Below are 20,560 nucleotides of genomic sequence, written 5' to 3'. Positions count from 1 at the left end.
TTAGGCCCCTCAGTCCCATTCCAGACCGCCGCGCCGCCATACGTACGCGTACGCGACGAAGACGGTGAGCACGAAGAGCAGCATCTCCACGAGCCCGAAAACACCCAGGGCGTCGAAGGTGACGGCCCAGGGGTAGAGGAAGACGATCTCGATGTCGAAGACGATGAAGAGCATCGCCGTCAGGTAGTACTTGATCGGGAAACGCCCGCCGCCGGCCGGCGTGGGGGTCGGCTCGATGCCGCACTCATAGGCCTCGAGCTTGGCGCGGTTGTAGCGCTTCGGCCCGATCAGCGTGGCCATGACCACGGAGAAGATCGCAAAGCCTGCCCCGAGGGCTCCCAGTACGAGGATGGGCGCATATGCGTTCACCGCTCCTCGCTCCTCTCAGTCGGCACTGACTGCTGGCGGTTCACGGGCTCACTTCCGCCCCACGCGCCCCACGAACCCCGCCTGTCCCGGCGAAGATCGAGAACATGTGAAGCAGGTCACAAGCCCAACTGCCTGGCATCCTATGCCCGCCACTCTGTGATCTGCGACACGGCGTATTGCCGAAGCTTTGTGATCTCCACCACCTGACGAAGGATCATGAAGTCGGATGAGCGGTGATCTTCGCACTCGAAGCGTCAGAGCCATCACGAGAAGTGACATTTTCGCTCGTCATCGCAGGCCGGAGGGTGAGTCTCCATATCAAGAGGCTTCCCTTGCATGCAAATTGGTGCTGGACCGGACCGCTTGATAGAGGACTGCATTCACACATCAGGGGGAGGCGCGGAACGGGATGTGGACGCGTGCGCGCGTTCACGAAGTCGACGGACCCCGAGCCGCGCGCGGGACGCGACGCCCCCGGTAATCGTTCCGTGACCTCCGCCACACCCGCGGGAGTGGCCGAAGAACGGGGCTTGGCCAACGAGCCCAACGAATGGTAGGTGCGGGGCAATTCGGGCGTATTAGCGAAAGGGCATGATCACGGGCATGATCACGTGTGCGCGATTTGTCCGTTACGGCGTCAATAAGGAACAACACGCGAGGTATTCACAGCCTCCATTGAGCAACTGTGGCGCACCACACGTTGCTTGTAGATATGAAGGAGCCCCTGATACCGGTTGTTCCCATGTCCCACACCGCTCACATACGCAGCCACCGGAAGCCCCGGAACCGCAACGCGTCGACGATCGCGATGCGGGCCGGTGTCGCCGGTGGCGTTCTCAGCCTGGCCGCAGCCGGCGCCTCGGCGACGGCGTTCGCCGCCGAGCCGGTGACGCAGACCCTTGAACTGCCCACCCTGACGGCCGACATGGCCACCCAGGTCGCCCAGTCCGCGGACGCCACGCAGCAGACCGCCGCGGACTACCAGCTCCAGGCGGAGCGCGACGCCGCCGCCGCAAAGGCCGCGAAGCAGGCCAAGGCGGACCTCGCCGACGCGAAGAAGAAGGCCGAGGCCAAGAAGAAGGCCGCCGAGGACGCCCGCAAGGCCGCCGCCGAGCGCGCCTCGCGCACCAGCGAGCGGACCGTCCTGTCCGCCTCCGCGACCACGTCGACCTCGACCGCCTCCACGAGCACGTCCACGGCCACCGGTTCGGCCGCCGCGATCGTGTCCTTCGTGAAGGCCCAGGTCGGCAAGGCGTATGTCTCCGGCGCCACCGGCCCCTCCGCCTACGACTGCTCCGGTCTCGTCCAGACCGCCTTCAAGCAGATCGGCGTGAACCTGCCGCGGGTGTCCCAGGACCAGTCGACCGCGGGCACCCAGGTGTCGCTGAGCAACCTCCAGCCCGGCGACATCCTCTACTGGGGCGGTGCGGGCAGCGCGTACCACGTGGCGGTGTACGTGGGCGACGGCATGTTCGTCGGCGCGCAGAACCCGTCCTCGGGCGTCGTGGAGAAGCCGCTGTCGTACGACCCGCCGTCCGGCGCGGTGCGGGTGCTCTGAGGCGTCCCGCACGGGAGAGGGCCGCAGCCGCTCGGGGGCAGCGGCCCTTCCGGCGTACCCGGAACCCTTCCGGGTCCGGTCCTGGAGACGCTTCTAGCCCAGGTCGAAGGTGTTCTTCTAGCCCAGGTCGAAGGTGTTGGGCAGGCCCAGCCGGTGGCGTAGCGCGTCGATGCGCTTGAGCGGTTCCAGCTCCGGCGGCCGGAACAGGTCCCAGACGCGGCAGCGCGCGGCGTCCGAACCGTCGGCGTCCAGAAGGGCGTTGACGGCCCTGCGCGCGGACTCGTTGGCACCCTCCATCGTGGCCAGGTCCACGTCGGTGCGGACATAGTCGCCCGCGAGGAAGAAGTTGGGCACCGCCGTGTCCGCCGACGGGCGGTTGTAGAGCGTGCCCGTGGGGTGGATGAGGAGCTGTTCGCGGTTCTGCGGGTCCGGGCCGCCGAGACCGGTCACCGCCGGGTCCATGAACCAGCCGAGGCGGTCCTCGTCCCGCAGCACCGTCTTCCCCGCGTCGTTCAGGCCGTCCTTCAACTGGGCCCACAGCTCGGCGACGATCTCCTCCTTGGTGCACTCGCGGGCCGTCCTGCCGTACAGGATGCCGGGCTTGTCCCATTCCGAGATGATCGCCGACAGGCAGTCGTGCGCGCGTCCGTCGCCGTAGTCGCGTGAGAAGTCCCGTACGTCCCAGAACTGGGCCTGTGCGATGCCGGTGACCGCCCAGGGCGAGTCGAGGCAGTTGATGTGCCCGTGCACCACGGGCGTGGGTGAGTGCAGATAGAACATCACGCCGGTCATCCAGTCCGTGCGCAGCGCGTCGCAGCGGCCGAGCTGCGGGTCGGCCGCGCGCAGGGCCGGGCCCCAGGTGAGGCGCGCGTGCTCGACGGGCAGGGCGGAGACGTAGTGGTCGGCGGTGACCGTACGTTCCCTGCCGCCGTCGCGGTCCGTGACACGGACGCCGGTCACGCGGCCGTCCGCGTACTCCACCTCGCGGACCTCCGTGCCCAGGACGAACTCGACGCCCAGGGTGCGCAGATGGGTCTCCCAGGGGTCGATCCACGCCTCGCTGGTGGGGGCGTTCAGGACGCGGTCGACGTCGGCGTCGCCGTCCATGCCCCGGCCGAGCAGCCCCCACAGCATCAGGGCCTCGATGATGACGCGGCCGACCGTGCGGGTGGAGGCGGTCTCGGCGCGGGTGGCGACGAGGTTGCGGGTCTGGCCGATGCCGAGGAGCACCTGGTACTCGCGGCTCATCTCACCGGCGCGGATGAAGTCCCACCAGGGCGTCCTCTCCCACTCGTCCTCGCGGCGGGCGTCGCAGCTGGTGAGGTGGACCAGGAGGCGGCCCGCGAAGTAGGCGGCCTCGTGGGCGGGGAGGCGGGTGCCGAGGTCGAGGACGGACAGCAGCTGGTCGCGGATCCAGGACGGGGTGATGTCGCCGGGCGCGGGCGGGGTGGTGACCCGGCGCAGCGGGAAGTGGAGGTCGGGGCGGCCGGCGTCCCTTGCGAACAGGACCTCGGTGGCGTTGCGCAGGTTGTCGTGGACGCCGTGCGGATTGCCGGGGAAGGGGATGCGGCGCAGGGTGTCGGGGAGGTTGCGGTAGAAGCCGGGGAAGAAGCGGAAGCCGTGTTCGCCGGGGAGCGGTCTGCGGCCGGGGCCTGCGGTGCCGGGTACGTCCATGGAGCGGGCCTTGCCGCCGAGGACGTCGTAGTACTCGTAGACGGTGACGGCGTAGCCGCGTTCGGCGAGTTCCTGCGCGGCGCTGAGACCGGAGACGCCGCCGCCGAGGACGGCGACGCGCTTGGCCGCCGGGGCGGCCTGGGCGGCGGCCGCGCTGCCGGCGGCGGTGCCTAAGGCGGTGGTGGTGGCGACGGCCCCGGTGGCGGCCGTGGCGGCCGTCAGAAAGCGTCTGCGCGAGTGTCCGAGGTGCCCCTGGGGCTGCCGCGCGTGTTCTGTTGTCATGAGAACCGGAGGGTAGGGAGGGCCTCCGCGCCCCGGAACCCCACCGGCCCCTCACCCACAGCATCCTCACAAACACGGGGAGGCACGGCGAGCCACGTGTGCCCGCCCGCCGTGCACCGGCGAACCCCACGGGGTCGCCGGTACCGGCGGGATCAGCCCCTTCTGTTCACGCCTTCGGGGCGACTCGGCTCAGGCCGTTGATGATGCGGTCCATCGCGTCGCCGCCCGTGGGGTCCGTGAGGTTGGCGAGGAGCTTGAGGGTGAACTTCATCAGCAGCGGGTGGGTCAGTCCGCGCTGGGCCGCGATCTGCATGACCTTCGGGTTGCCGATGAGCTTCACGAAGGCGCGGCCCAGCGTGTAGTAGCCGCCGTAGGTGTCCTTGAGGACGCGCGGGTAGCGCTGGAGGGCGAGTTCGCGCTGTCCCGGCGTGGCCCGCGCGTGCGCCTGGACGATGACGTCGGCGGCGATCTGCCCGGACTCCATGGCGTAGGCGATGCCCTCGCCGTTGAAGGGGTTCACCAGACCTCCGGCGTCCCCGACGAGCAGCAGGCCCTTGGTGTAGTGCGGCTGGCGGTTGAAGGCCATCGGGAGGGCGGCGCCGCGGATCGGGCCGGTCATGTTCTCCGGGGTGTAGCCCCAGTCCTCCGGCATGGACGCGCACCACGCCTTGAGGATCTCGCGCCAGTCCAGCTCCTTGAAGGCGGCCGAGGTGTTCAGCACGCCGAGACCGACGTTGGACGTGCCGTCGCCCATGCCGAAGATCCAGCCGTAGCCGGGCAGCAGGCGCTCCTGGGCCCCGCGCCGGTCCCACAGCTCCAGCCAGGACTCCAGGTAGTCGTCGTCGTGGCGCGGGGAGGTGAAGTACGTGCGGACCGCGACGCCCATCGGCCGGTCCTCGCGGCGGTGCAGCCCCATCGCGAGGGACAGCCGCGTGGAGTTGCCGTCGGCGGCGACGACCAGCGGCGCGTGGAAGGAGACCTCGCGCTTCTCCTCGCCGAGCTTGGCCTTCACCCCGGTGATCCGGCCGGTGCGGTCGTCGACGATCGGCCCGGAGACGTTGCAGCGCTCGTACAGCCGCGCGCCCGCCTTCTGGGCGTTGCGGGCCAGTTGCTCGTCGAAGTCGTCCCGCTTGCGCACGAGTCCGTAGTCGGGGAAGGAGGCGAGATCCGGCCAGTCGAGCTGGAGCCGGACGCCGCCGCCGATGATCCTCAGGCCCTTGTTGCGCAGCCAGCCGGCCTCCTCGGAGATGTCGATGCCCATGGACACCAACTGCTTGACCGCGCGCGGGGTGAGGCCGTCGCCGCAGACCTTCTCCCGCGGGAACTCGGTCTTCTCCAGGAGGAGGACGTCGAGGCCGGCCCGGGCGAGGTGGTACGCGGTGGTGGAGCCTGCTGGCCCCGCCCCCACGACGATCACATCGGCGGAGTTGTCGGAGAGGGGCTCGGTCACGGCGGGATCTCCCCAAGGTTCGAAATCTGCGTGCCGACCGGCACTGGACATGGGCAGTCTATTCAGCGGCATCGATCACCGGCCGAAGGGATGCCCAGTGGAGCGAGTTCTTCCCGATGTGCGGTTGCGCGTCCCCACGCACGAGGACGCCTTCGTCTGGCACCGGATCTTCGCGGACCCGGACGTCATGGAGTTCCACGGCGGCAGGTCCGCGGAGCCGTCCGTCTACGAGGAACTCACCGCCCGCCAGCGGCGGCACGACGCCGAGCGCGGCTTCTGCCTGTGGTCCGTGGTCGACGGCTCGGGCGACGTCGTCGGCTTCACGGGCGCCCAGCCGTGGGACCATGACTGGGGTCCGGCGGGCGAGATCGAGATCGGCTGGCGGCTCGGCCGGGCGCACTGGGGGCGGGGCTACGTCACGGCGGCGGCCGGGGAGACCCTGGAGCGGCTGCGGGCGCTGGGCGTGCCGCGGGTGGTGGCGATGGTGGACTCCCGCAACGAGCGCTCGATCGCGGTGACCCGGCGGCTGGGGATGCGGCTGGCCGAGAGGTTCACGACGCCGCTGTCCCAACGGCAGGGGCATTGTTACGCCCTTGATCTGTGACTCTGGGTAATCAACTGTCACAGAACGCCACTTCTCACTTCCGGGTGGGCGGGCCGCGGGGTTACCCTTCCAGTACCGCTGGGGGTGACATCTGTGCACATAACACCCAAGACGCCCGAAGTGCGCGTGCCACGGCTCGTCGGCCTGATGGCCGTGGACGCGCGCGAGAGGGCCAGGTCCCAGGGCCTGTTCGTCAACTCGCCCGACCGGCCGGACTTCCACCTCGCCGTCGTCGACTACGTCGTACGCCAGTACCCGCAGCCCGGTGCCGAGGTGCCGCGGGACTCCATGGTCTACGTCTGGTTCGACTTCGGTGAGGGCGAGGGCGGCGGGGGCGTGCGCGAACCCCGCGTCCCACGGCCGCCGACGGGCGGTCTGCAACGGGAGCTGGACCAGCCCGGGGACGCCTTCGAGATGATCAACAGATGAGCCCGCCCGCGCCGGTCACCCCGTCCGCGCCGGTCACCCCACCCGGGCGATGACGCCGCGGGTCACTCCGCCTTGAAGCCGCGGTGCAGGGCGACCACACCACCGGTGAGGTTGCGCCACGCCACCTTGGTCCAGCCCGCCCCGCGCAGCCGCTCGGCCAGCGCGGGCTGGTCGGGCCAGGCGCGGATGGACTCGGCGAGGTAGACGTACGCGTCGGGGTTGGAGGAGACCGCGCGGGCGACCGGGGGCAGAGCCCGCATCAGGTACTCGGTGTAGACGGTCCGGAACGGCGTCCATGTCGGGTGCGAGAACTCGCAGATCACGACCCGCCCGCCGGGTCGCGTCACCCGGTGCATCTCCCGCAGCGCCGCGTCCGTCTCCTGCACGTTGCGCAGCCCGAAGGAGATCGTCACCGCGTCGAAGGTGTCGTCCTTGAACGGCAGCCGTGTCGCGTCGCCCGCCGTGAACGGCAGCCAGGCGTTGCGCTTCTTGCCGACCTGGAGCATGCCGATGGAGAAGTCGCAGGGGACGACGTAGGCGCCCGTGCGCGTGAACGGCAGCGAGGACGTGGCGGTGCCGGCGGCGAGGTCGAGGACCTTCTGCGCGGGGCGCGCGTCGACCGCCCGCGCGACCTCCTTGCGCCATCTCCGGTCCTGCCCGAGGGACAGCACGTCGTTGGTGAGGTCGTACCGTTCCGCCACGTTGTCGAACATCGAGGCGACTTCGTGCGGCTGCTTGTCCAGGGATGCGCGGGTCACCCGCCCATTGTGGCAGCAGGGGGTACGGAGGTGGGGAAGCGCCCTCGGGCGGCGGCCGATTTCCGCAACCCGCCCCGCACGGCCCGCCGGATGCCCGAGGATGGACCGCGATGAGACGATTTCGCACCCCGATCACCTGGCTCACCTGCACCCTCGCTCTGGCGGTCGCGGGCTGCGCGTCGTCGGCCGAGTCGGCGGAACCCGACGGACCGGACACCGTGTACGCCCCCTACGTCAGCGCGACGGACGCCTCCGCCGGTGACACGGCCGGGGCGCCGACGGCGTACAACCTCGCCTTCGTGATCGCGGACGGCGACGGCTGCACCCCGGCGTGGGACGGTTCCGAGGCCCTCGACGACCCGGCGGTGAAGGCCCGGATCGCCGCGCTGAAGAAGGACGGCGCGACGGTCCGCGTCTCCTTCGGCGGGGCCTCGGGCAGCGAACTCGCGCGGACCTGCGGCAGCGCGGCCGACCTCGCGGCGGCCTACGGCCGGGCGCTGGACGCGGCGGGCGCCACCCGCGCCGACTTCGACGTCGAGGGCGACACACTCGCCGACTCCGCGTCCGTCGCCCTGCGTTCGCGGGCGATCGCCCTGCTCCAGAGGGAACGCAGCGACCTGGACGTCTCCTTCACGCTGCCGGTGATGCCCTCCGGGCTCGACGCCGACGCCCTGGCGCTGCTGGAGTCCGCGAACGACCACGACGTACGGGTCGACACCGTGAACATCATGACGATGAACTACGCGGAGTCGTACACCGGCGACATGGGCGACTACGCCCTCGCCTCGGCGCGCGCCGCCCACGCCCAGGTGCGGAAGGTCTTCGGGCTGTCCGACGCCGACGCCTGGCGGGGGCTGGCCGTGACCTCGATGATCGGCGCCAACGACATCGAGGGCGAGACGTTCACCCTCGCCGACGCGGCCCGGGTACGGAAGTTCGCCGAGGACAAGGATCTCGCCCGGGTGTCGATGTGGGCCTCCTTCCGCGACCGGCAGTGCGTGGCGGGGCGGGCCGGACGCGACGACGCGGCGACCGACTGCAGCGGGGTGGAACAGGGCCCGGGGGCGTTCGGCGAGGCCCTGGCGGGCTGAACCCCGGCACCGCGTCCCACCGGAGTGGACGCTAGCGCCGGCGGAACAGCAGCCGGCCTGCGACGACCGTCGCCACGCAGCTTCCCGCGCCCCGCTCCGCGAGGGCCGTCCCGTCCGGTACGTCGAACACCACGAAAGTGGCGACACGGCCGGCGAACGGCAGCAGCGGCGCCAGGATCGCGTCCGCCAGGCTCCGCCCGGCCAGCGGATCGAGGGACGGCGGCCCCGCGGGCTCCGCGGACCGCGCCCCGACCGTCAGCCCCGACCGCTCCACCGCGTCGCGCACCACGGGCCGCAGCGGTCCCCCGGCGACCGCGACCGTCCCGTGGGCCAGCATCCGCTGCACCCCGCGCCGCGCGCTCGCACCCCGGCGGGCGTCCGTCAGGCCGAGCGTCGCGAGGGCGTCGTCCCCGGTGATCGGTTCCGTGCCGAGTTCGTCCGCCTCGCGCGGGTCGGGATGGTAGGCCCGCTCCAGGAGTTCGGGCCCGTACGGGTTCACCAGACCGGGAGCGAGCAGGCCGGGCCAGCGGCGTACACGGGCGGTCGGATGCGCGGCCGCCAGATCCTCGTACGGTCCGACGGCCCCGATCTCCCGCCCGTCCACGAGCACCGCGCCGCCGGGCACGCACAACTGCCCCGGGCCGCCCGGCACGAGCAGGTCGGCGGTGTGAAGAGTCAGCATGGTGCGGCTAGTTGGAGGCGAGCAGCTTCAACTCGGGGTGCGCGGTGCCGCCCTCGATCGCGGTGGACGAGATGTGCGACACCACCCGCTCGTCGACCGGGTCGTTCGCCGGGTCGTCGTGGACGACCAGGTGCTCGTACGTCGTCGAGCGCTGCGCGGGGACCCGACCCGCCTTGCGGATCAGGTCGATGATCTCCAGCCGGTTGGAGCGGTGCTTGGCACCCGCCGAGGAGACCACGTTCTCCTCCAGCATGATCGAGCCCAGGTCGTCGGCGCCGTAGTGGAGCGACAGCTGCCCGACCTCCTTGCCGGTGGTGAGCCAGGAGCCCTGGATGTGCTGGACGTTGTCCAGGAACAGACGCGCGATGGCGATCATCCGCAGGTACTCGAACAACGTCGCCTGGGTGCGGCCCTTGAGGTGGTTGTTCTCGGGCTGATAGGTGTACGGGATGAACGCGCGGAAGCCACCCGTGCGGTCCTGCACGTCACGGATCATCCGCAGGTGCTCGATCCGCTCCGCGTTCGTCTCCCCCGTGCCCATCAGCATCGTGGTGGTGGACTCGACACCCAGGCCGTGCGCGGTCTCCATGATCTCCAGCCAGCGCTCGCCGCTCTCCTTCAGCGGGGCGATGGCCTTGCGGGGACGCTCCGGCAGCAGCTCCGCACCGGCGCCCGCGAAGGAGTCCAGACCCGCCGCGTGGATCCGGCTGATCGCCTCCCCGACGGAGACCTTGGAGATGCGGGCCATGTGCTCGACCTCGGACGCCCCGAGCGAGTGGATGACCAGCTGCGGGAACTCCTTCTTGATGGCACCGAAGTGCTTCTCGTAGTACTCGACCCCGTAGTCGGGGTGGTGGCCACCCTGGAACATGATCTGGGTCCCGCCCAGCTCCACGGTCTCCGCGCACCGGCGCAGAATGTCCTCCAGATCGCGCGTCCACCCCTTGGCCGTGTCCTTGGGGGCCGCGTAGAACGCGCAGAACTTGCACGCCGTGACACACACGTTCGTGTAATTGATGTTCCGCTCGATGATGTACGTCGCGATGTGCTCAGTGCCCGCGTACCGACGCCGACGCACCGCGTCGGCAGCCGCGCCCAACGCGTGCAACGGAGCGTCACGGTAGAGGGACAGCGCCTCTTCGGGGGTGATCCGACCACCGGCGGCGGCACGGTCGAGGACGGGCTGGAGGTCGGCCTTCTCGGACACCGGGCGTCCCTTTCGTCAAGGGTGTGGACGGACCGAACCAGCCTACGCCAGCGTCTTGGCCGGGTTTGTGTCAGGCCGCGTAGGCCCCGACCAGCAGCCCCGTGTACGCCCCCGCGATCAGGAACGGCCCGAACGGGATCGCCGTCCTGCGCCCCGCGCGCCGGGCGACGACGAGCGCACCCCCGTACAGCGCGCCGAACACGAACCCGGCGAAGGTGCCGAGCAGCACGGTCGCCCAGCCGTACCAGCCGAGGACGGCGCCCGCGCCGAGGGCCAGCTTGACGTCTCCGAAGCCCATGCCGCCCGGGTTGACGAGGAACAGCACCAGATAGCCGCCGCCGAGCGCGAGGGTGCCGTACAGCGCGGTGGGCCAGTCACCGGCGTGCTCGGGGACGAGGGAGACGAGCGCGAGCAGGGCGAGGGCGGCGCCGGCGAGGGACAGGGTGAGCGGGTCGGGCAGCCGCCGCACCGCGAAGTCCACGACGGCGAGCAGCACCCCGAGGGGAGCGAGCAGCAGCCAGACCACCAGCTCCGGCCGGGTACCGGTGGCGAGGGCGAGCCCGCCGCAGACGAGGGCGGTGACAACGGCGAGGACCCCACTCCGACGGGCGAGAACCGCGTCACCACGACGGTCCCCTCCCGTGCTCCCGGCCCGCGCGCACTCCGCGCACACCCCGCCGCCGAGCCACCCCCGAACCGGATGCCCGGCCGGACACCGGTCCCGCCAGGGCTCCCCCGACGGCACGGCGAACCGGTACACGGCCCGCGGCAGCACCGCTCCGGCCGCCGCGCCCCAGACGAGCGCCACGACGACAAGCCCCCACTCAGCCATCCGACCCGCTCCCGCTCCCCGTCTTCGACAGCCGGGCCGTCGGATTGCCCTCCGCCCCGCTGGTGGACGTATAGGTCAAGTCGTCCCCCGTCGGGGTGAGATGGATGGTGTGGGGGGTGGGGTTGCAGCCGCCGTGGTTGGTCTTCGCCCCCGTGGACGTGGCTTCGAGGCGGGTCTTCGTCAGCCGTTTCAGGGTGAGCACGTCCGTGCAGGTGCCGCCGAGCTGGTCGGTCTGCACGAGGCGCCCCACCTCGCCCCCCACGGCCGCCTGCCGGACCGTGAGGCGGAAGGTGCCGATGGGCAGGGTGCCGTCCAGGGCCGTCGCCCGGCCCTCCCAGGTGCCGAGGTAGCGGGCCGGGACGACACCCGCGCCGGACGCCGAAGCGGACGCCGAGGCCGAACTCGAAGCGGACGCCGATGCGGAAGCGGTCGCCGCGGGCGGTCGCGCCCCCGTGTCCCCGGCCGCGTCGCCGCCGTCGCCGCCGCTCCACGGGCGGAGCACACCGAGGCCGACCGTCACCGCGGCCAGCGCGCCCGCGACCGCGAGGGCCACCGTGCAGCTCACCCGGCGGCCCCGTCCGCCCTCGGCGGGGGCGGCCGTCGCCGCGAGACTCACCGACACCTTCCCCTGCCCCGGCACCGCGTCCCGCGGCCCGGAGGTGGCCGTCGGTGTGGACACCGCGCTGAACTCCACCGGCCCCGACACCGGTCGGCGCACCGGTTCCGGCCCCGCCCCCGGTTCCACCGCGTCCGGTGACTCCAGGTTCAGGATCCGCACCGCGCTGCGGCTGACCTCTTCGACCAGGGGCCCCGGGAGCCAGCCGGCCGCCACCAGTCCGGCCGCGCCCCGGGGGGCGAGGCGGCGGGCCAGGGCGAGCGGGGCCGGGCGGCCCGTCGGGTCCTTCGCCAGGCACCCCTCCGCCACCTCCCTCAGCTCACCGTCGAGGGAGCCGAGTTCGGGCGGCTCGTGGACGACCCGGTAGAGCAGGGCGGCCGAGGAGTCCCCGGGGAAGGGCGGTTCGCCGGTGGCCGCGTACGCGAGGACCGCGCCGAGGGAGAAGACGTCCGCCGCTCCCGTGACCCCCTTGCCGAGGATCTGCTCGGGGGACATGTAACCCGGCGAGCCGATGGAGACGCCGGACGCGGTGAGCGAGGCCGTGCCGTCGGTGGCGCGGGCGATCCCGAAGTCGATCAGGAGCGGGCCGTCGAGGGTGAGCAGCACATTGGACGGCTTCACGTCCCGGTGCACCAGCCCCAGTTCGTGCACGGCCGCGAGCGCCTCGGCGAGCCCCGCGCCCAGCACCCGTACCGTGTGGGCGGGCAGCGGGCCGGTGGCGCTCACCGCGGCGGCCAGGGAGGGGCCCGCCACGTAGGCGGTGGCGACCCAGGGCACGGGGGCCTCCGGGTCGGCGTCCAGGACCGGTGCCGTCCAGGCCCCGCCGACCCGGCGCGCGGCCTCGACCTCGCGCCGGAAGCGGACGCGGAACTCCTCGTCGAGCGCGTGGTGCGGGTGCACGATCTTGACGGCGACCGTGCGTCCGCCCGCGCTGCGGCCCAGGTAGACCCGGCCCATGCCGCCGGCACCGAGCCGGCCGAGAAGCCGGTAGGGCCCGACGGCGGTCGGCTCGTCGGCTCCGAGCGGCTGCATGCCTCCCCCTCTCCCCCGAGGCCCCCTCCCCCGGGGGCCCTTCCCCGAAGCCTCTCTCCCCCGTGCGCCCGCACGGCACACCGCCGGGAGACGGCAGCGGCTACGACGCCAGGGGTCGCAGCAACTCGACCGGTACGTCCGCCGGGAAGCCCGTCGTCGGGCCCACCCGGCGGGCGAACTCCGCGACCGCGGCGAGCTGCGGCTCGGCGAAGCGGAAGTCGAGCGTCGTGAAGTACCGCTCCAGGACCCGCTCGTCGAACGCCTCCCAGCGGGCCGCCTGTTCGGCGACCTTGCCGACCTCCTCCAGGGAGAGGTTGCGGGAGGACAGGAACGCCTCGTGCACCTGGCGGGTGAGCACGGGCTCGCGCTCCAGGTAGTCGCGCCGGGCCGCCCAGACCGCGAAGACGAACGGCAGGCCCGTCCACTCCTTCCACAGCGTGCCCAGGTCGTGGACGTCGAGGCCGTAGCGCGGTCCGTCGAGCAGATTGGCGCGCAGGGCCGCGTCGCCGATGAGCACGGCCGCGTCCGCCTCCTGCATCATCAGGCTGAGGTCGGGCGGGCAGGTGTAGTAGTCGGGGCGCACGCCGAAGCGGTCGGCCAGCAGGAGCTGGGCGAGGCGGACGGAGGTGCGGGACGTCGAACCGAGGGCGACGCGGGCGCCGTCCAGCCGGTCGAGGGGGACCTGCGAGACGATCACGCAGGACATCACCGGACCGTCGCAGCCGACCGCGATGTCGGGGAAGGCGACCAGGTCGTCCGCGTTCTTGAGGAACTCGACGAGGGTGATGGGACCGATGTCGAGGTCTCCGCGCACCAGCTGCTCGCTGAGCTTCTCCGGGGTGTCCTTGGTGAGCTCGAAGTCGAGGAGGGTGCCGGTTCTCGCGAGCCCCCAGTAGAGGGGCAGGCAGTTCAGGAACTGGATGTGGCCGACACGCGGCCGGGTGCGAGAATTGTCCACATCGCGAGACTAGACCCATGGGTCGGCGGGCCGAGACCGACCCCACCGTCAACCCTTCCGGTGGATCTTTCAAACGTCCGGGTGACGTGATCTTGACCTCTATTGCTTTCGGGTGCCCGCGTGCTAGGCTCGCCGCAAGTTGCAGTTTGGTTTCCCTTGCAGTACAGAGCCTGCGGAGCATGTGACCGCGGGCTCTCGTCGTTTTCAGACGTATGCACTTGTGCTGTTTCACACTTGCAGGTTCTGGAGCAGGGCGACCCTTTGTGAGCCCAAGGAGGGCTTATGGCTACCGGAACCGTTAAGTGGTTCAACGCCGAAAAGGGCTTTGGCTTCATCGCCCAGGAAGGCGGCGGCCCCGACGTCTTCGTTCACTACTCCGCGATCAACGCCTCTGGCTTCCGCTCCCTCGAGGAGAACCAGCAGGTGAGCTTCGACGTGACCCAGGGTCCGAAGGGCCCGCAGGCGGAGAACGTCACCCCCGTCTGAGCAGCGGTCTGATCGAATCGCAGCCCGAGTGCAGTACCCAAGGAGCCCCACGCCATCCGGCGGCGGGGCTCCTGCCCTTTTCCCGGGGCCATTTCCCGCCCACACGTGCCGTGGGCGTATGTCGTACGCGGGAAAGTCCCCGGGATTCGGTTACGGTCCACGGTCATGACCGGTATAGACGCGGGAACCCCGGACGGCGCCGACTTCCTGAACAGGACACGGACGTTCTACGACACGGTGGTGACGGACTACGCCGAACACTTCCGGGACCCTCTCCCCGCGCAACACGTCGACCTTGGTGTGCTCTCGGCCTTCGCGGGCCTCGTCGGACACGGCGCCCGGGTGGCGGACCTGGGCAGCGGTCCCGGCCGGGTGACGGCGTACCTCGCCTCGCTCGGTCTGTCCGTGTTCGGGATCGACCTGTCGGGCGGCATGGTCGAGCACGCCCGCCGCGAGCATCCGGGCCTGTCCTTCCGGCAGGGGTCGATGTTCGATCTGGACCTGCCCGACGGGGAGTTGGACGGGGTCCTCGCCTGGTACTCGATCATCCACACCCCGACGGAGCGGCTGCCCGGCCTGTTCGCCGAGTTCGCGCGGGTGCTGGCCCCGGGCGGGCATCTGCTCGTCGGGTTCCAGGTGGGGGACGAACCGCTGCGGCTGGACCGGCCCTTCGGGCACGACGTGAGCCTCGACTTCCTCCGCCGGCAGCCCGACGAGGTCGCCGCGCTGCTGGAGGACGCGGGCTTCGAGGTACGGGCACGGATGGTGCGGGAGCGGGACGAACAACGCCGCGAGACGGCCCGCCAGGCATCCCTGCTCACGCGTAAACGCTGACCCGCCGCGGCCTCCCGCGCTCCCGTCACCGCTTCCCGCTCGGTCAGTCGCCGGAGACCGCCTCGCGGATGGTCCCGGCGGTGACCGCGGGGTCGTAGCCCTCGGGAACACCCTCGACGAGGATGATGTCGCCCTCGATGTGCCGGGAGCGCAGCGGGGCGATCTCCCGGTAGGCCGGTGAGTCCCACCAGGCGCGGGCCTCGTCGATCCCGGGGAAGCCGATCACGACCACGTGGCCGGGCCAGTCGCCCTCCTTGACCTCGTGCGCGGTGCCGTGCACGAGGAACCGGCCGCCGTGGGGCTCGAAGGTGGCGGTGATCCGTTCGATGTACTCCGCGATCTCCGGATGCGGCGCGGCCTCGCGGAGACGGGCGATGGCGTAGGCGGTCAACTCGGCTTCCCCCCTCGGCTCGAAGCGGTACGGGAGGCATCGTGACACGGGGCCCCGCGCCCGCGCGATCACCTGACGGGGGGCTGTCGCACGTACAACTGCTCCACCACTTCCGTGAAGTCGTGCATGATCTGGTCGCGGCGCAGTTTCATCGACGGGGTCAGATGGCCCGCGTACTCGGTGAAGTCGATCGGCAGGACGGCGAACTTCCTGATCGACTCGGGGCGGGAGACCATGCGGTTGGCGTCGTCCACGGCCCGCTGGAGGACGGCGTTCAGGTCGGGGTCGTCGACGAGGAGTTCCGCAGGCACCGGGTGCTTGCGGTTCATCTGGCGCCAGTGGGTGATGCCGTCGGCGTCGAGGGTGATCAGCGCCGTGACGTAGGGGCGGCCGTCGCCGATCAGCATGCACTGGGAGATCAGCGGATGCGAGCGCAGCCAGTTCTCCATGGGCGCCGGCGCCACGGACTTGCCGCCGGCGGTGATGAGGAGTTCCTTCTTGCGGCCGGTGATGGTCAGATATCCCTCGTCGTCCAGCTCCCCGATGTCCCCGGTGGGCAGCCAGCCGTCGCGGGTCACCGGGACGACTCCGCCCGCCGCCGGGTCCCAGTAGCCGCGCAGCACGTGCTCGCCGGCGATCAGGATCTCGCCGTCCGCCGCGATCCGGACCTTGGTGCCGGGCAGCGGCCAGCCCACCGTGCCCAGACGGGGCTTGAGCGGCGGGGTCACCGTGGACGCGCCGGTGGTCTCGGTGAGCCCGTAGCCCTCGAAGATCTCGATGCCCGCACCGGCGTAGAACGCGCCCAGCCGCCGTCCGAGCGGTGAGCCTCCGCAGATCGCGTACTTGACCCGGCCGCCCATCGCGGTGCGGATGCGGCGGTAGACCAGCGGGTCGAAGAAGGCGCGGGCCGTGCGCAGCCCCCGGCCGGGGCCGTTGCCGGTGCCCGTCTGGCGGGCCTCCAGCGCCTCGCCGTAGCGGACGGCGATCGAGGTGGCGCGGTCGAAGGTGGAGACCCGGCCGCCGCGTTCCGCCTTGGCGCGGGCGGTGTTGAAGACCTTCTCCAGCATGTAGGGGATGGTCAGCAGACAGGTCGGCCGGAACGCGGCGAGGTCGGGCAGCAGTTCCTCCGCCTTGAGGCTGGGGGCGTGGCCGAGCCGCACCCGGGCCCGGACGCAGGCGATGGCGACCATGCGGCCGAAGACGTGGGACATCGGCAGGAACAGCAGGACCGACGGTTCCTCATCGGTGCGCGCCTTGAAGATCGGGTAGAGGAGTTCGATCGCGTTGTCGACCTCGGCGAAGAAGTTGCCGTGGGAGAGCGCGCAGCCCTTGGGGCGGCCGGTGGTGCCCGAGGTGTAGATGAGGGTGGCGAGGGTGTCGGGGCCGAGCATGCCCCGGCGCACGGCGACCTCGGACTCGGGGACCTGCGCGGTGCCGATCTCACCGAGCCGTACGACGTGGTCCTTCTCCATGACCCACATGTGCCGCAGGTCGGGCAGGTGCTGGAGCTCGGGGCCGATCGCCGCCGCCTGGGCCGCCGTCTCCGTGACGAGGGCGACCGCGCCGGAGTCCTGGAGGATCCAGCGGGTCTGGAAGACGGAGGAGGTGGGGTAGATGGGGACGGTCACCAGGCCCGCGGCCCACGCGGCGAAGTCCAGCAGCGTCCACTCGTAGGTGGTGCGGGACATGATGGCGACCCGGTCGCCGGGGACCAGCCCCTCGGCGATCAGGCCCTTGGCGACGGCGAGCACCTCCTCGGCGAACCGGCCCGTCGTCAGGTCCTCCCAACTGCCGTCCACGGTACGGCGGCTGAGGACGACCGCACCGGGAGCCCGCTCCGCGTTCTCGAACGGCAGGTCGGCCAGCGACCCGTGCCTCACGGGAGGGGCGAACGGCGGTACGGACACCTCCCGCACGGCCCCGTCCAGGCGCCGGGTCACGGGTTCGATCAGGATGGGCTCGCCGTCGTAGTCGACCGCCGAGACCGTGGCGCCGGAGGAGACGGGGACGTTCGGATACGGGGTGGACACGGGGGCGGCTCCTCGGGCGTGCAGCGACGACTGCTTGCTGCATGACGTACGTGCCTCGCACACCGAGGCGTTCACCGGCGGTGCGCCACAAGGGAGTTACCGGCAGTCAGGCACGCGATCGTACGGCCCCGCCGTGGGGGTCCTGTGCGGTTTCGGCGTCGGTACGGCGCCGGGCCTGTGCAACATCGGCGGTTACGTGAGGAACCTTCACGTACGCCCCCTGACGACCGTCACGCCCGACCCGTCTCCGCCGTCACCTAGGCTTACCTTCGGTAACACTATGGTCGATTCCCGTGGGAGCCCCGACATGGCCGACCGCCGCCCGAGCCTCACCGGCACCGTGCCCGCCGTCCCGTCCGTCGTCCTGCCGGCCGCGCCCGCCCTCGCGCCGCTGCTCGCCGCGGGCGCCCTGCGCTCCCCGTTCAGACGGCCCCGCCCGGACGCCCCGTTCCCGCGCACCCGGCTGGTGCTGCCCGGTGTCCGCGTGGACCTGGCCCGGCTCGCCGCCTACGAGCGGGTGTGCGGCTTCGCCACCGGTGACGACGCGCTGCCCGTCACCTATCCGCACGTCCTGGGCTTCCCCCTGGCGATGCGCCTGATGAGCGGGCGGGACTTCCCGCTGCCGCTGCTCGGCCTGGTGCACACGTCGGTCGAGATCACCCGGCACACCGTCCTGCCGGCCACCGGGGAGTACGAACTCGCCGTGCGCGTCGACGGGTTGGCGCCCCACCGGCGCGGGACGGAGGCCACCGTCGTGACCGAGGCCCGGACCGGCGGGGACGTCGTGTGGGAGTCGCGCAGCACCTTTCTCGCCCGGCACCGGACCGACGCCCCCGTGGGCGGTGTCCCGGCCGGCGGTGCGCCGAGCGCGCGGGAGCCGCTGCCCGCACGGGAGCCGCTGCCCGCGGTGGCGGTGTGGGGGATCGCCGGGGACGTCGGGCGGCGCTACGCGGCCGCGTCCGGCGACCGCAACCCCATCCATCTGCACCCGCTCACCGCCCGGCCGTTCGGCTTCCCGCGCGCCGTCGCCCACGGCATGTGGGCCGTCGCCCGCTGCCTCGCCGCCCACGGCACCCCGCGGGCCGTCTCCCTGCGCGCCGAGTTCAGGTCGCCGCTGCCGCTGCCGGCCACGGTGGAGTACGCGGCGGACGGGGCCGGCCGCTTCGCACTCCGGGACGCGGCGGGGGGCCGTCCGCACGTGGCCGGCGACATACGCCCGGCGCGCGCCTGAGTCCGTCCGCGCCCCGCGAATCCGTGCACGCCCCGCTCCTCCGAGTCCGCACACGCCCCCGCACGCACGGGTCCGTCAGTCGGTGGCCGGGGGCGGGCTCCACGGGTGGCCCGTCATCAGGTCGCCCAGACCCGCCCAGGAGAAGTTCATCAGGGTCGCCGCCGCCTGGCGGGCCGTCACCCCGGGGGTGGCGTTCGCCCAGGCCGCGAGGGACTCCGCCGCCCCCACCAGCGCCTCGGCGAGCCCGGCGACCTCCCGCTCGGGCAGATCGGGGTCACGGTGCGCGGCACGGGCGGCGACCGCGATCAACTCGGTGACGAACGCGACCAGTTCCGCGCGCATCGCCCGCACCTCGGCGGCGAACGTCCCGCCGTGGGTACGGGCCTGGACGTGCAGCACGGCCCAGCCGTCGGGATGTTCGGCGGTGTGCGCGAAGAACGCCCGCAGGCCGTCCCAGAGTTGCCGGTCGGCGGGCAGTTCCGGGCGCACCGCGCCCCGCACCGCCTCCGTCAGCGCCGCCGCCTCACGGCGGATGCACGCCGTGAACAGGTCTTCCTTCGAGTTCAGGTACAGGTACACCAACGGCTTGGACACACCCGCCAGTTCGGCGATCTCGTCCATCGAGGCGGCCGTGTACCCCCGCCGGCCGAACGTCGCCACGGCGGCGTCCAGCATCTGCTGCTCCCGGACCGCGCGCGGCATCCGCTTGGTCTTCACGGCACCCATGGGCCAAGCCTAGAGGCGCCCCCGCACCCCCGGTGCCGTCGTGGCGCCGCTCAGGACGTCTGCTCCTGGGCCCGCGCGCTGTCGTCGGCCACGTCCTCCTGGCTGCGGTTGGCCTCCAGGTTGGCCTTGGCCCGGTCGACCCGCCGCACGATCTGCTCGGACGCCCGGTCCCGCTCCTTGCGCAGCACGACGAAGCTGATCGGCGCCGAGATCACCAGGGAGAGCAGCAGGACCCACAGGAAGTTGGAGTCGCCGAAGCCACGCGGCACCACGCCGCCGTAGACGAGGCCCCAGACGACGAGGAGGCAGCCCGCGAAGATCCCGAGGCGCATCAGCGTGTAGCGGAGCATCTCAATCCACTCTTCCATATCGATCCGTGCCGAAAGGCCCGAACGTCCAGTGAAGCACGGGCCGCGGCCGATCTTGGAGGCGGGTCACGGGGGTCACGGCAGCGGCAGCAGCATGGTGATGTCGTCGCGGTCGTCGCCCGGGGCCACCCGGATCGCGCCGGGCACCCGGCCCACCTCCTTGTAGCCGCAGGAGGCGTAGAAGTGCTCCAGGCCGGTGCCGCCCCGGCAGGTGAGCCGTATCGCCCGGACGCCGTCCCAGCCGGTCACGGTGTCCGCCGCCGCGGCGAGCAGGTCGCGCCCGTACCCGCGGCCCTGGTGGCGGGGGTGCACCATCACCGTGTAGAGCCACACCCAGTGCCGCATCAGCCGGTGGGTGTTGTGGGTGATGAACGCCGTCGCCGCGACCGCGCCGGTCCCGTCCCGGCCGACCAGCAGCCGGGTGCGGCCCTCGGCCATGGCCGCGAGGTGCCGCAGCAGCTCGGGCCGTATGTCGTCGGCCGTCACGGGCGGTACGAAGCCGACGGAGCCGCCCGCGTTCGACACGTCGGCCCACAGGGTGAGCACGTCGTCCCGCAGGGCGGGCGTGACCGCCGGGTCCAGTTCGAAGGTCAGGGACACCGTGTCACACGCGCATCGGCTGCGGCGAGTCGCGGCGGGCGGGGTCGGGTCCGTCGTACTCGCGGATGATCTCGTAACGGGTGTTGCGCTCCACCGGCTTGAACCCCGCGTCCCGGATGAGGTCCAGCAGGTCCTCACGCGTCAGCTTGTTCGGCGTCCCGTAGTTGTCCGCATCGTGCGTGATCTTGTACTCCACGACCGAACCGTCCATGTCGTCCGCACCGTGCTGCAACGCCAGCTGCGCCGTGTGCAGACCATGCATCACCCAGAACACCTTCACATGCGGCACATTGTCGAACAGCAGCCGCGACACCGCGAACGTCTTCAGCGCCTCCGCACCCGTCGCCATCGA

The 20,560-nt window shown here is 71.7% G+C and carries 21 protein-coding genes and 1 pseudogene; 7 read left to right on the top strand and 15 right to left on the bottom strand.

Annotated features, from left to right (window positions below; all coding sequences use genetic code 11):
• Positions 1 to 9: 9 nt before the first annotated feature.
• On the bottom strand, positions 10 to 369 hold the full coding sequence (locus AB0F77_RS08465; RefSeq protein WP_007383963.1) for an NADH-quinone oxidoreductase subunit A: 360 nt from the start codon (positions 367 to 369) through the stop codon (positions 10 to 12).
• A 742-nt stretch (positions 370 to 1,111) separates the two neighbouring features.
• Here AB0F77_RS08465 and AB0F77_RS08460 point away from each other — a divergent pair.
• Positions 1,112 to 1,927, top strand: coding sequence for a C40 family peptidase (locus tag AB0F77_RS08460; RefSeq protein WP_361943557.1), 816 nt, complete (start codon positions 1,112 to 1,114; stop codon positions 1,925 to 1,927).
• A 117-nt stretch (positions 1,928 to 2,044) separates the two neighbouring features.
• On the opposite strand, the gene AB0F77_RS08455 is transcribed toward AB0F77_RS08460, so the two are convergent.
• Together AB0F77_RS08455 and AB0F77_RS08450 are read right to left on the bottom strand one after the other, a co-directional pair.
• Positions 2,045 to 3,883: an FAD-dependent oxidoreductase gene (locus AB0F77_RS08455; RefSeq protein ID WP_361943554.1), complete on the bottom strand. Its 1,839-nt coding sequence runs from the start codon at positions 3,881 to 3,883 to the stop codon at positions 2,045 to 2,047.
• Positions 3,884 to 4,049: 166 nt separating this feature from the next.
• Positions 4,050 to 5,384: a geranylgeranyl reductase family protein gene (locus AB0F77_RS08450; protein WP_361943551.1), complete on the bottom strand. Its 1,335-nt coding sequence runs from the start codon at positions 5,382 to 5,384 to the stop codon at positions 4,050 to 4,052.
• A gap of 46 nt (positions 5,385 to 5,430) precedes the next feature.
• Here AB0F77_RS08450 and AB0F77_RS08445 point away from each other — a divergent pair, with 46 nt between their 5' ends.
• Positions 5,431 to 5,937 carry a GNAT family N-acetyltransferase gene (locus AB0F77_RS08445; protein WP_361943548.1) on the top strand — a complete coding sequence of 169 codons (507 nt, stop codon included), beginning with the start codon at positions 5,431 to 5,433 and terminating at the stop codon, positions 5,935 to 5,937.
• 120 nt (positions 5,938 to 6,057) lie between these two features.
• Entirely contained in the window at positions 6,058 to 6,366 is a 309-nt protein-coding gene (locus AB0F77_RS08440; RefSeq protein ID WP_361943545.1) for a PASTA domain-containing protein, read from the top strand.
• 62 nt (positions 6,367 to 6,428) lie between these two features.
• Here the strand turns inward: AB0F77_RS08440 and AB0F77_RS08435 are convergent, their stop codons facing one another.
• Positions 6,429 to 7,124 (bottom strand): demethylmenaquinone methyltransferase, encoded by a 696-nt coding sequence (locus AB0F77_RS08435; protein WP_361943542.1) that lies wholly within the window; start codon positions 7,122 to 7,124, stop codon positions 6,429 to 6,431.
• A 110-nt stretch (positions 7,125 to 7,234) separates the two neighbouring features.
• Here AB0F77_RS08435 and AB0F77_RS08430 point away from each other — a divergent pair, with 110 nt between their 5' ends.
• Complete coding sequence (locus AB0F77_RS08430; protein ID WP_361943539.1) at positions 7,235 to 8,215, top strand: chitinase; 981 nt, start codon at positions 7,235 to 7,237, stop codon at positions 8,213 to 8,215.
• Between the two features lie 31 nt (positions 8,216 to 8,246).
• Here the strand turns inward: AB0F77_RS08430 and AB0F77_RS08425 are convergent, their stop codons facing one another.
• The 5 genes from AB0F77_RS08425 to AB0F77_RS08405 all read right to left on the bottom strand — a co-directional run bounded on the left by AB0F77_RS08425 (position 8,247) and on the right by AB0F77_RS08405 (position 13,542).
• Positions 8,247 to 8,897: a hypothetical protein gene (locus AB0F77_RS08425; protein ID WP_361943536.1), complete on the bottom strand. Its 651-nt coding sequence runs from the start codon at positions 8,895 to 8,897 to the stop codon at positions 8,247 to 8,249.
• A 7-nt stretch (positions 8,898 to 8,904) separates the two neighbouring features.
• On the bottom strand, positions 8,905 to 10,104 hold the full coding sequence (mqnC, locus tag AB0F77_RS08420; RefSeq protein WP_361943533.1) for a cyclic dehypoxanthinyl futalosine synthase: 1,200 nt from the start codon (positions 10,102 to 10,104) through the stop codon (positions 8,905 to 8,907).
• A 70-nt stretch (positions 10,105 to 10,174) separates the two neighbouring features.
• Complete coding sequence (locus AB0F77_RS08415) at positions 10,175 to 10,936, bottom strand: A24 family peptidase (protein ID WP_361943530.1); 762 nt, start codon at positions 10,934 to 10,936, stop codon at positions 10,175 to 10,177.
• Entirely contained in the window at positions 10,929 to 12,584 is a 1,656-nt protein-coding gene (locus tag AB0F77_RS08410; protein WP_361943527.1) for a serine/threonine-protein kinase, read from the bottom strand. Before AB0F77_RS08410 ends, AB0F77_RS08415 begins: the two co-directional genes overlap by 8 nt.
• 100 nt (positions 12,585 to 12,684) lie before the next feature.
• Entirely contained in the window at positions 12,685 to 13,542 is an 858-nt protein-coding gene (locus tag AB0F77_RS08405) for a menaquinone biosynthesis protein (RefSeq protein WP_361943524.1), read from the bottom strand.
• A gap of 282 nt (positions 13,543 to 13,824) precedes the next feature.
• Between AB0F77_RS08405 and AB0F77_RS08400 the strand changes: the two genes are divergently transcribed.
• Together AB0F77_RS08400 and AB0F77_RS08395 are read left to right on the top strand one after the other, a co-directional pair.
• Positions 13,825 to 14,028 carry a cold-shock protein gene (locus tag AB0F77_RS08400; protein ID WP_003992177.1) on the top strand — a complete coding sequence of 68 codons (204 nt, stop codon included), beginning with the start codon at positions 13,825 to 13,827 and terminating at the stop codon, positions 14,026 to 14,028.
• Between the two features lie 165 nt (positions 14,029 to 14,193).
• Positions 14,194 to 14,862, top strand: a complete 669-nt coding sequence (locus AB0F77_RS08395) for a class I SAM-dependent methyltransferase (RefSeq protein ID WP_361943520.1) — start codon at positions 14,194 to 14,196, stop codon at positions 14,860 to 14,862.
• Between the two features lie 43 nt (positions 14,863 to 14,905).
• Here AB0F77_RS08395 and AB0F77_RS08390 read toward each other — a convergent pair whose 3' ends face one another.
• Both AB0F77_RS08390 and AB0F77_RS08385 read right to left on the bottom strand, forming a co-directional pair.
• The gene (locus AB0F77_RS08390) at positions 14,906 to 15,253 is read right to left on the bottom strand and encodes a DUF1330 domain-containing protein (protein ID WP_361943517.1); all 348 of its coding nucleotides are present in this window, start codon (positions 15,251 to 15,253) and stop codon (positions 14,906 to 14,908) included.
• Between the two features lie 68 nt (positions 15,254 to 15,321).
• Complete coding sequence (locus AB0F77_RS08385) at positions 15,322 to 17,208, bottom strand: AMP-dependent synthetase/ligase (RefSeq protein WP_361944269.1); 1,887 nt, start codon at positions 17,206 to 17,208, stop codon at positions 15,322 to 15,324.
• Between the two features lie 382 nt (positions 17,209 to 17,590).
• On the opposite strand from AB0F77_RS08385, the gene AB0F77_RS08380 reads away from it, so the two are divergent.
• Positions 17,591 to 18,514 carry a MaoC/PaaZ C-terminal domain-containing protein gene (locus tag AB0F77_RS08380; protein ID WP_361943515.1) on the top strand — a complete coding sequence of 308 codons (924 nt, stop codon included), beginning with the start codon at positions 17,591 to 17,593 and terminating at the stop codon, positions 18,512 to 18,514.
• 75 nt (positions 18,515 to 18,589) lie between these two features.
• Here AB0F77_RS08380 and AB0F77_RS08375 read toward each other — a convergent pair whose 3' ends face one another.
• From AB0F77_RS08375 to AB0F77_RS08360, 4 genes and pseudogenes are all read right to left on the bottom strand, one after another.
• On the bottom strand, positions 18,590 to 19,240 hold the full coding sequence (locus AB0F77_RS08375) for a TetR/AcrR family transcriptional regulator (protein WP_361943512.1): 651 nt from the start codon (positions 19,238 to 19,240) through the stop codon (positions 18,590 to 18,592).
• Positions 19,241 to 19,290: 50 nt separating this feature from the next.
• On the bottom strand, positions 19,291 to 19,590 hold the full coding sequence (locus tag AB0F77_RS08370; RefSeq protein ID WP_361944266.1) for a DUF4229 domain-containing protein: 300 nt from the start codon (positions 19,588 to 19,590) through the stop codon (positions 19,291 to 19,293).
• A 93-nt stretch (positions 19,591 to 19,683) separates the two neighbouring features.
• On the bottom strand, positions 19,684 to 20,208 hold the full coding sequence (locus tag AB0F77_RS08365; protein ID WP_361943509.1) for a GNAT family N-acetyltransferase: 525 nt from the start codon (positions 20,206 to 20,208) through the stop codon (positions 19,684 to 19,686).
• Positions 20,209 to 20,212: 4 nt separating this feature from the next.
• Positions 20,213 to 20,560 (bottom strand): annotated as a pseudogene (locus tag AB0F77_RS08360) (aminofutalosine synthase MqnE); the annotation flags it as partial.

The organism is Streptomyces sp. NPDC026672 (genome assembly GCF_040638185.1).
GTDB lineage: Bacteria > Actinomycetota > Actinomycetes > Streptomycetales > Streptomycetaceae > Streptomyces.
This window is presented reverse-complemented; position numbering and strand designations above follow the sequence as displayed.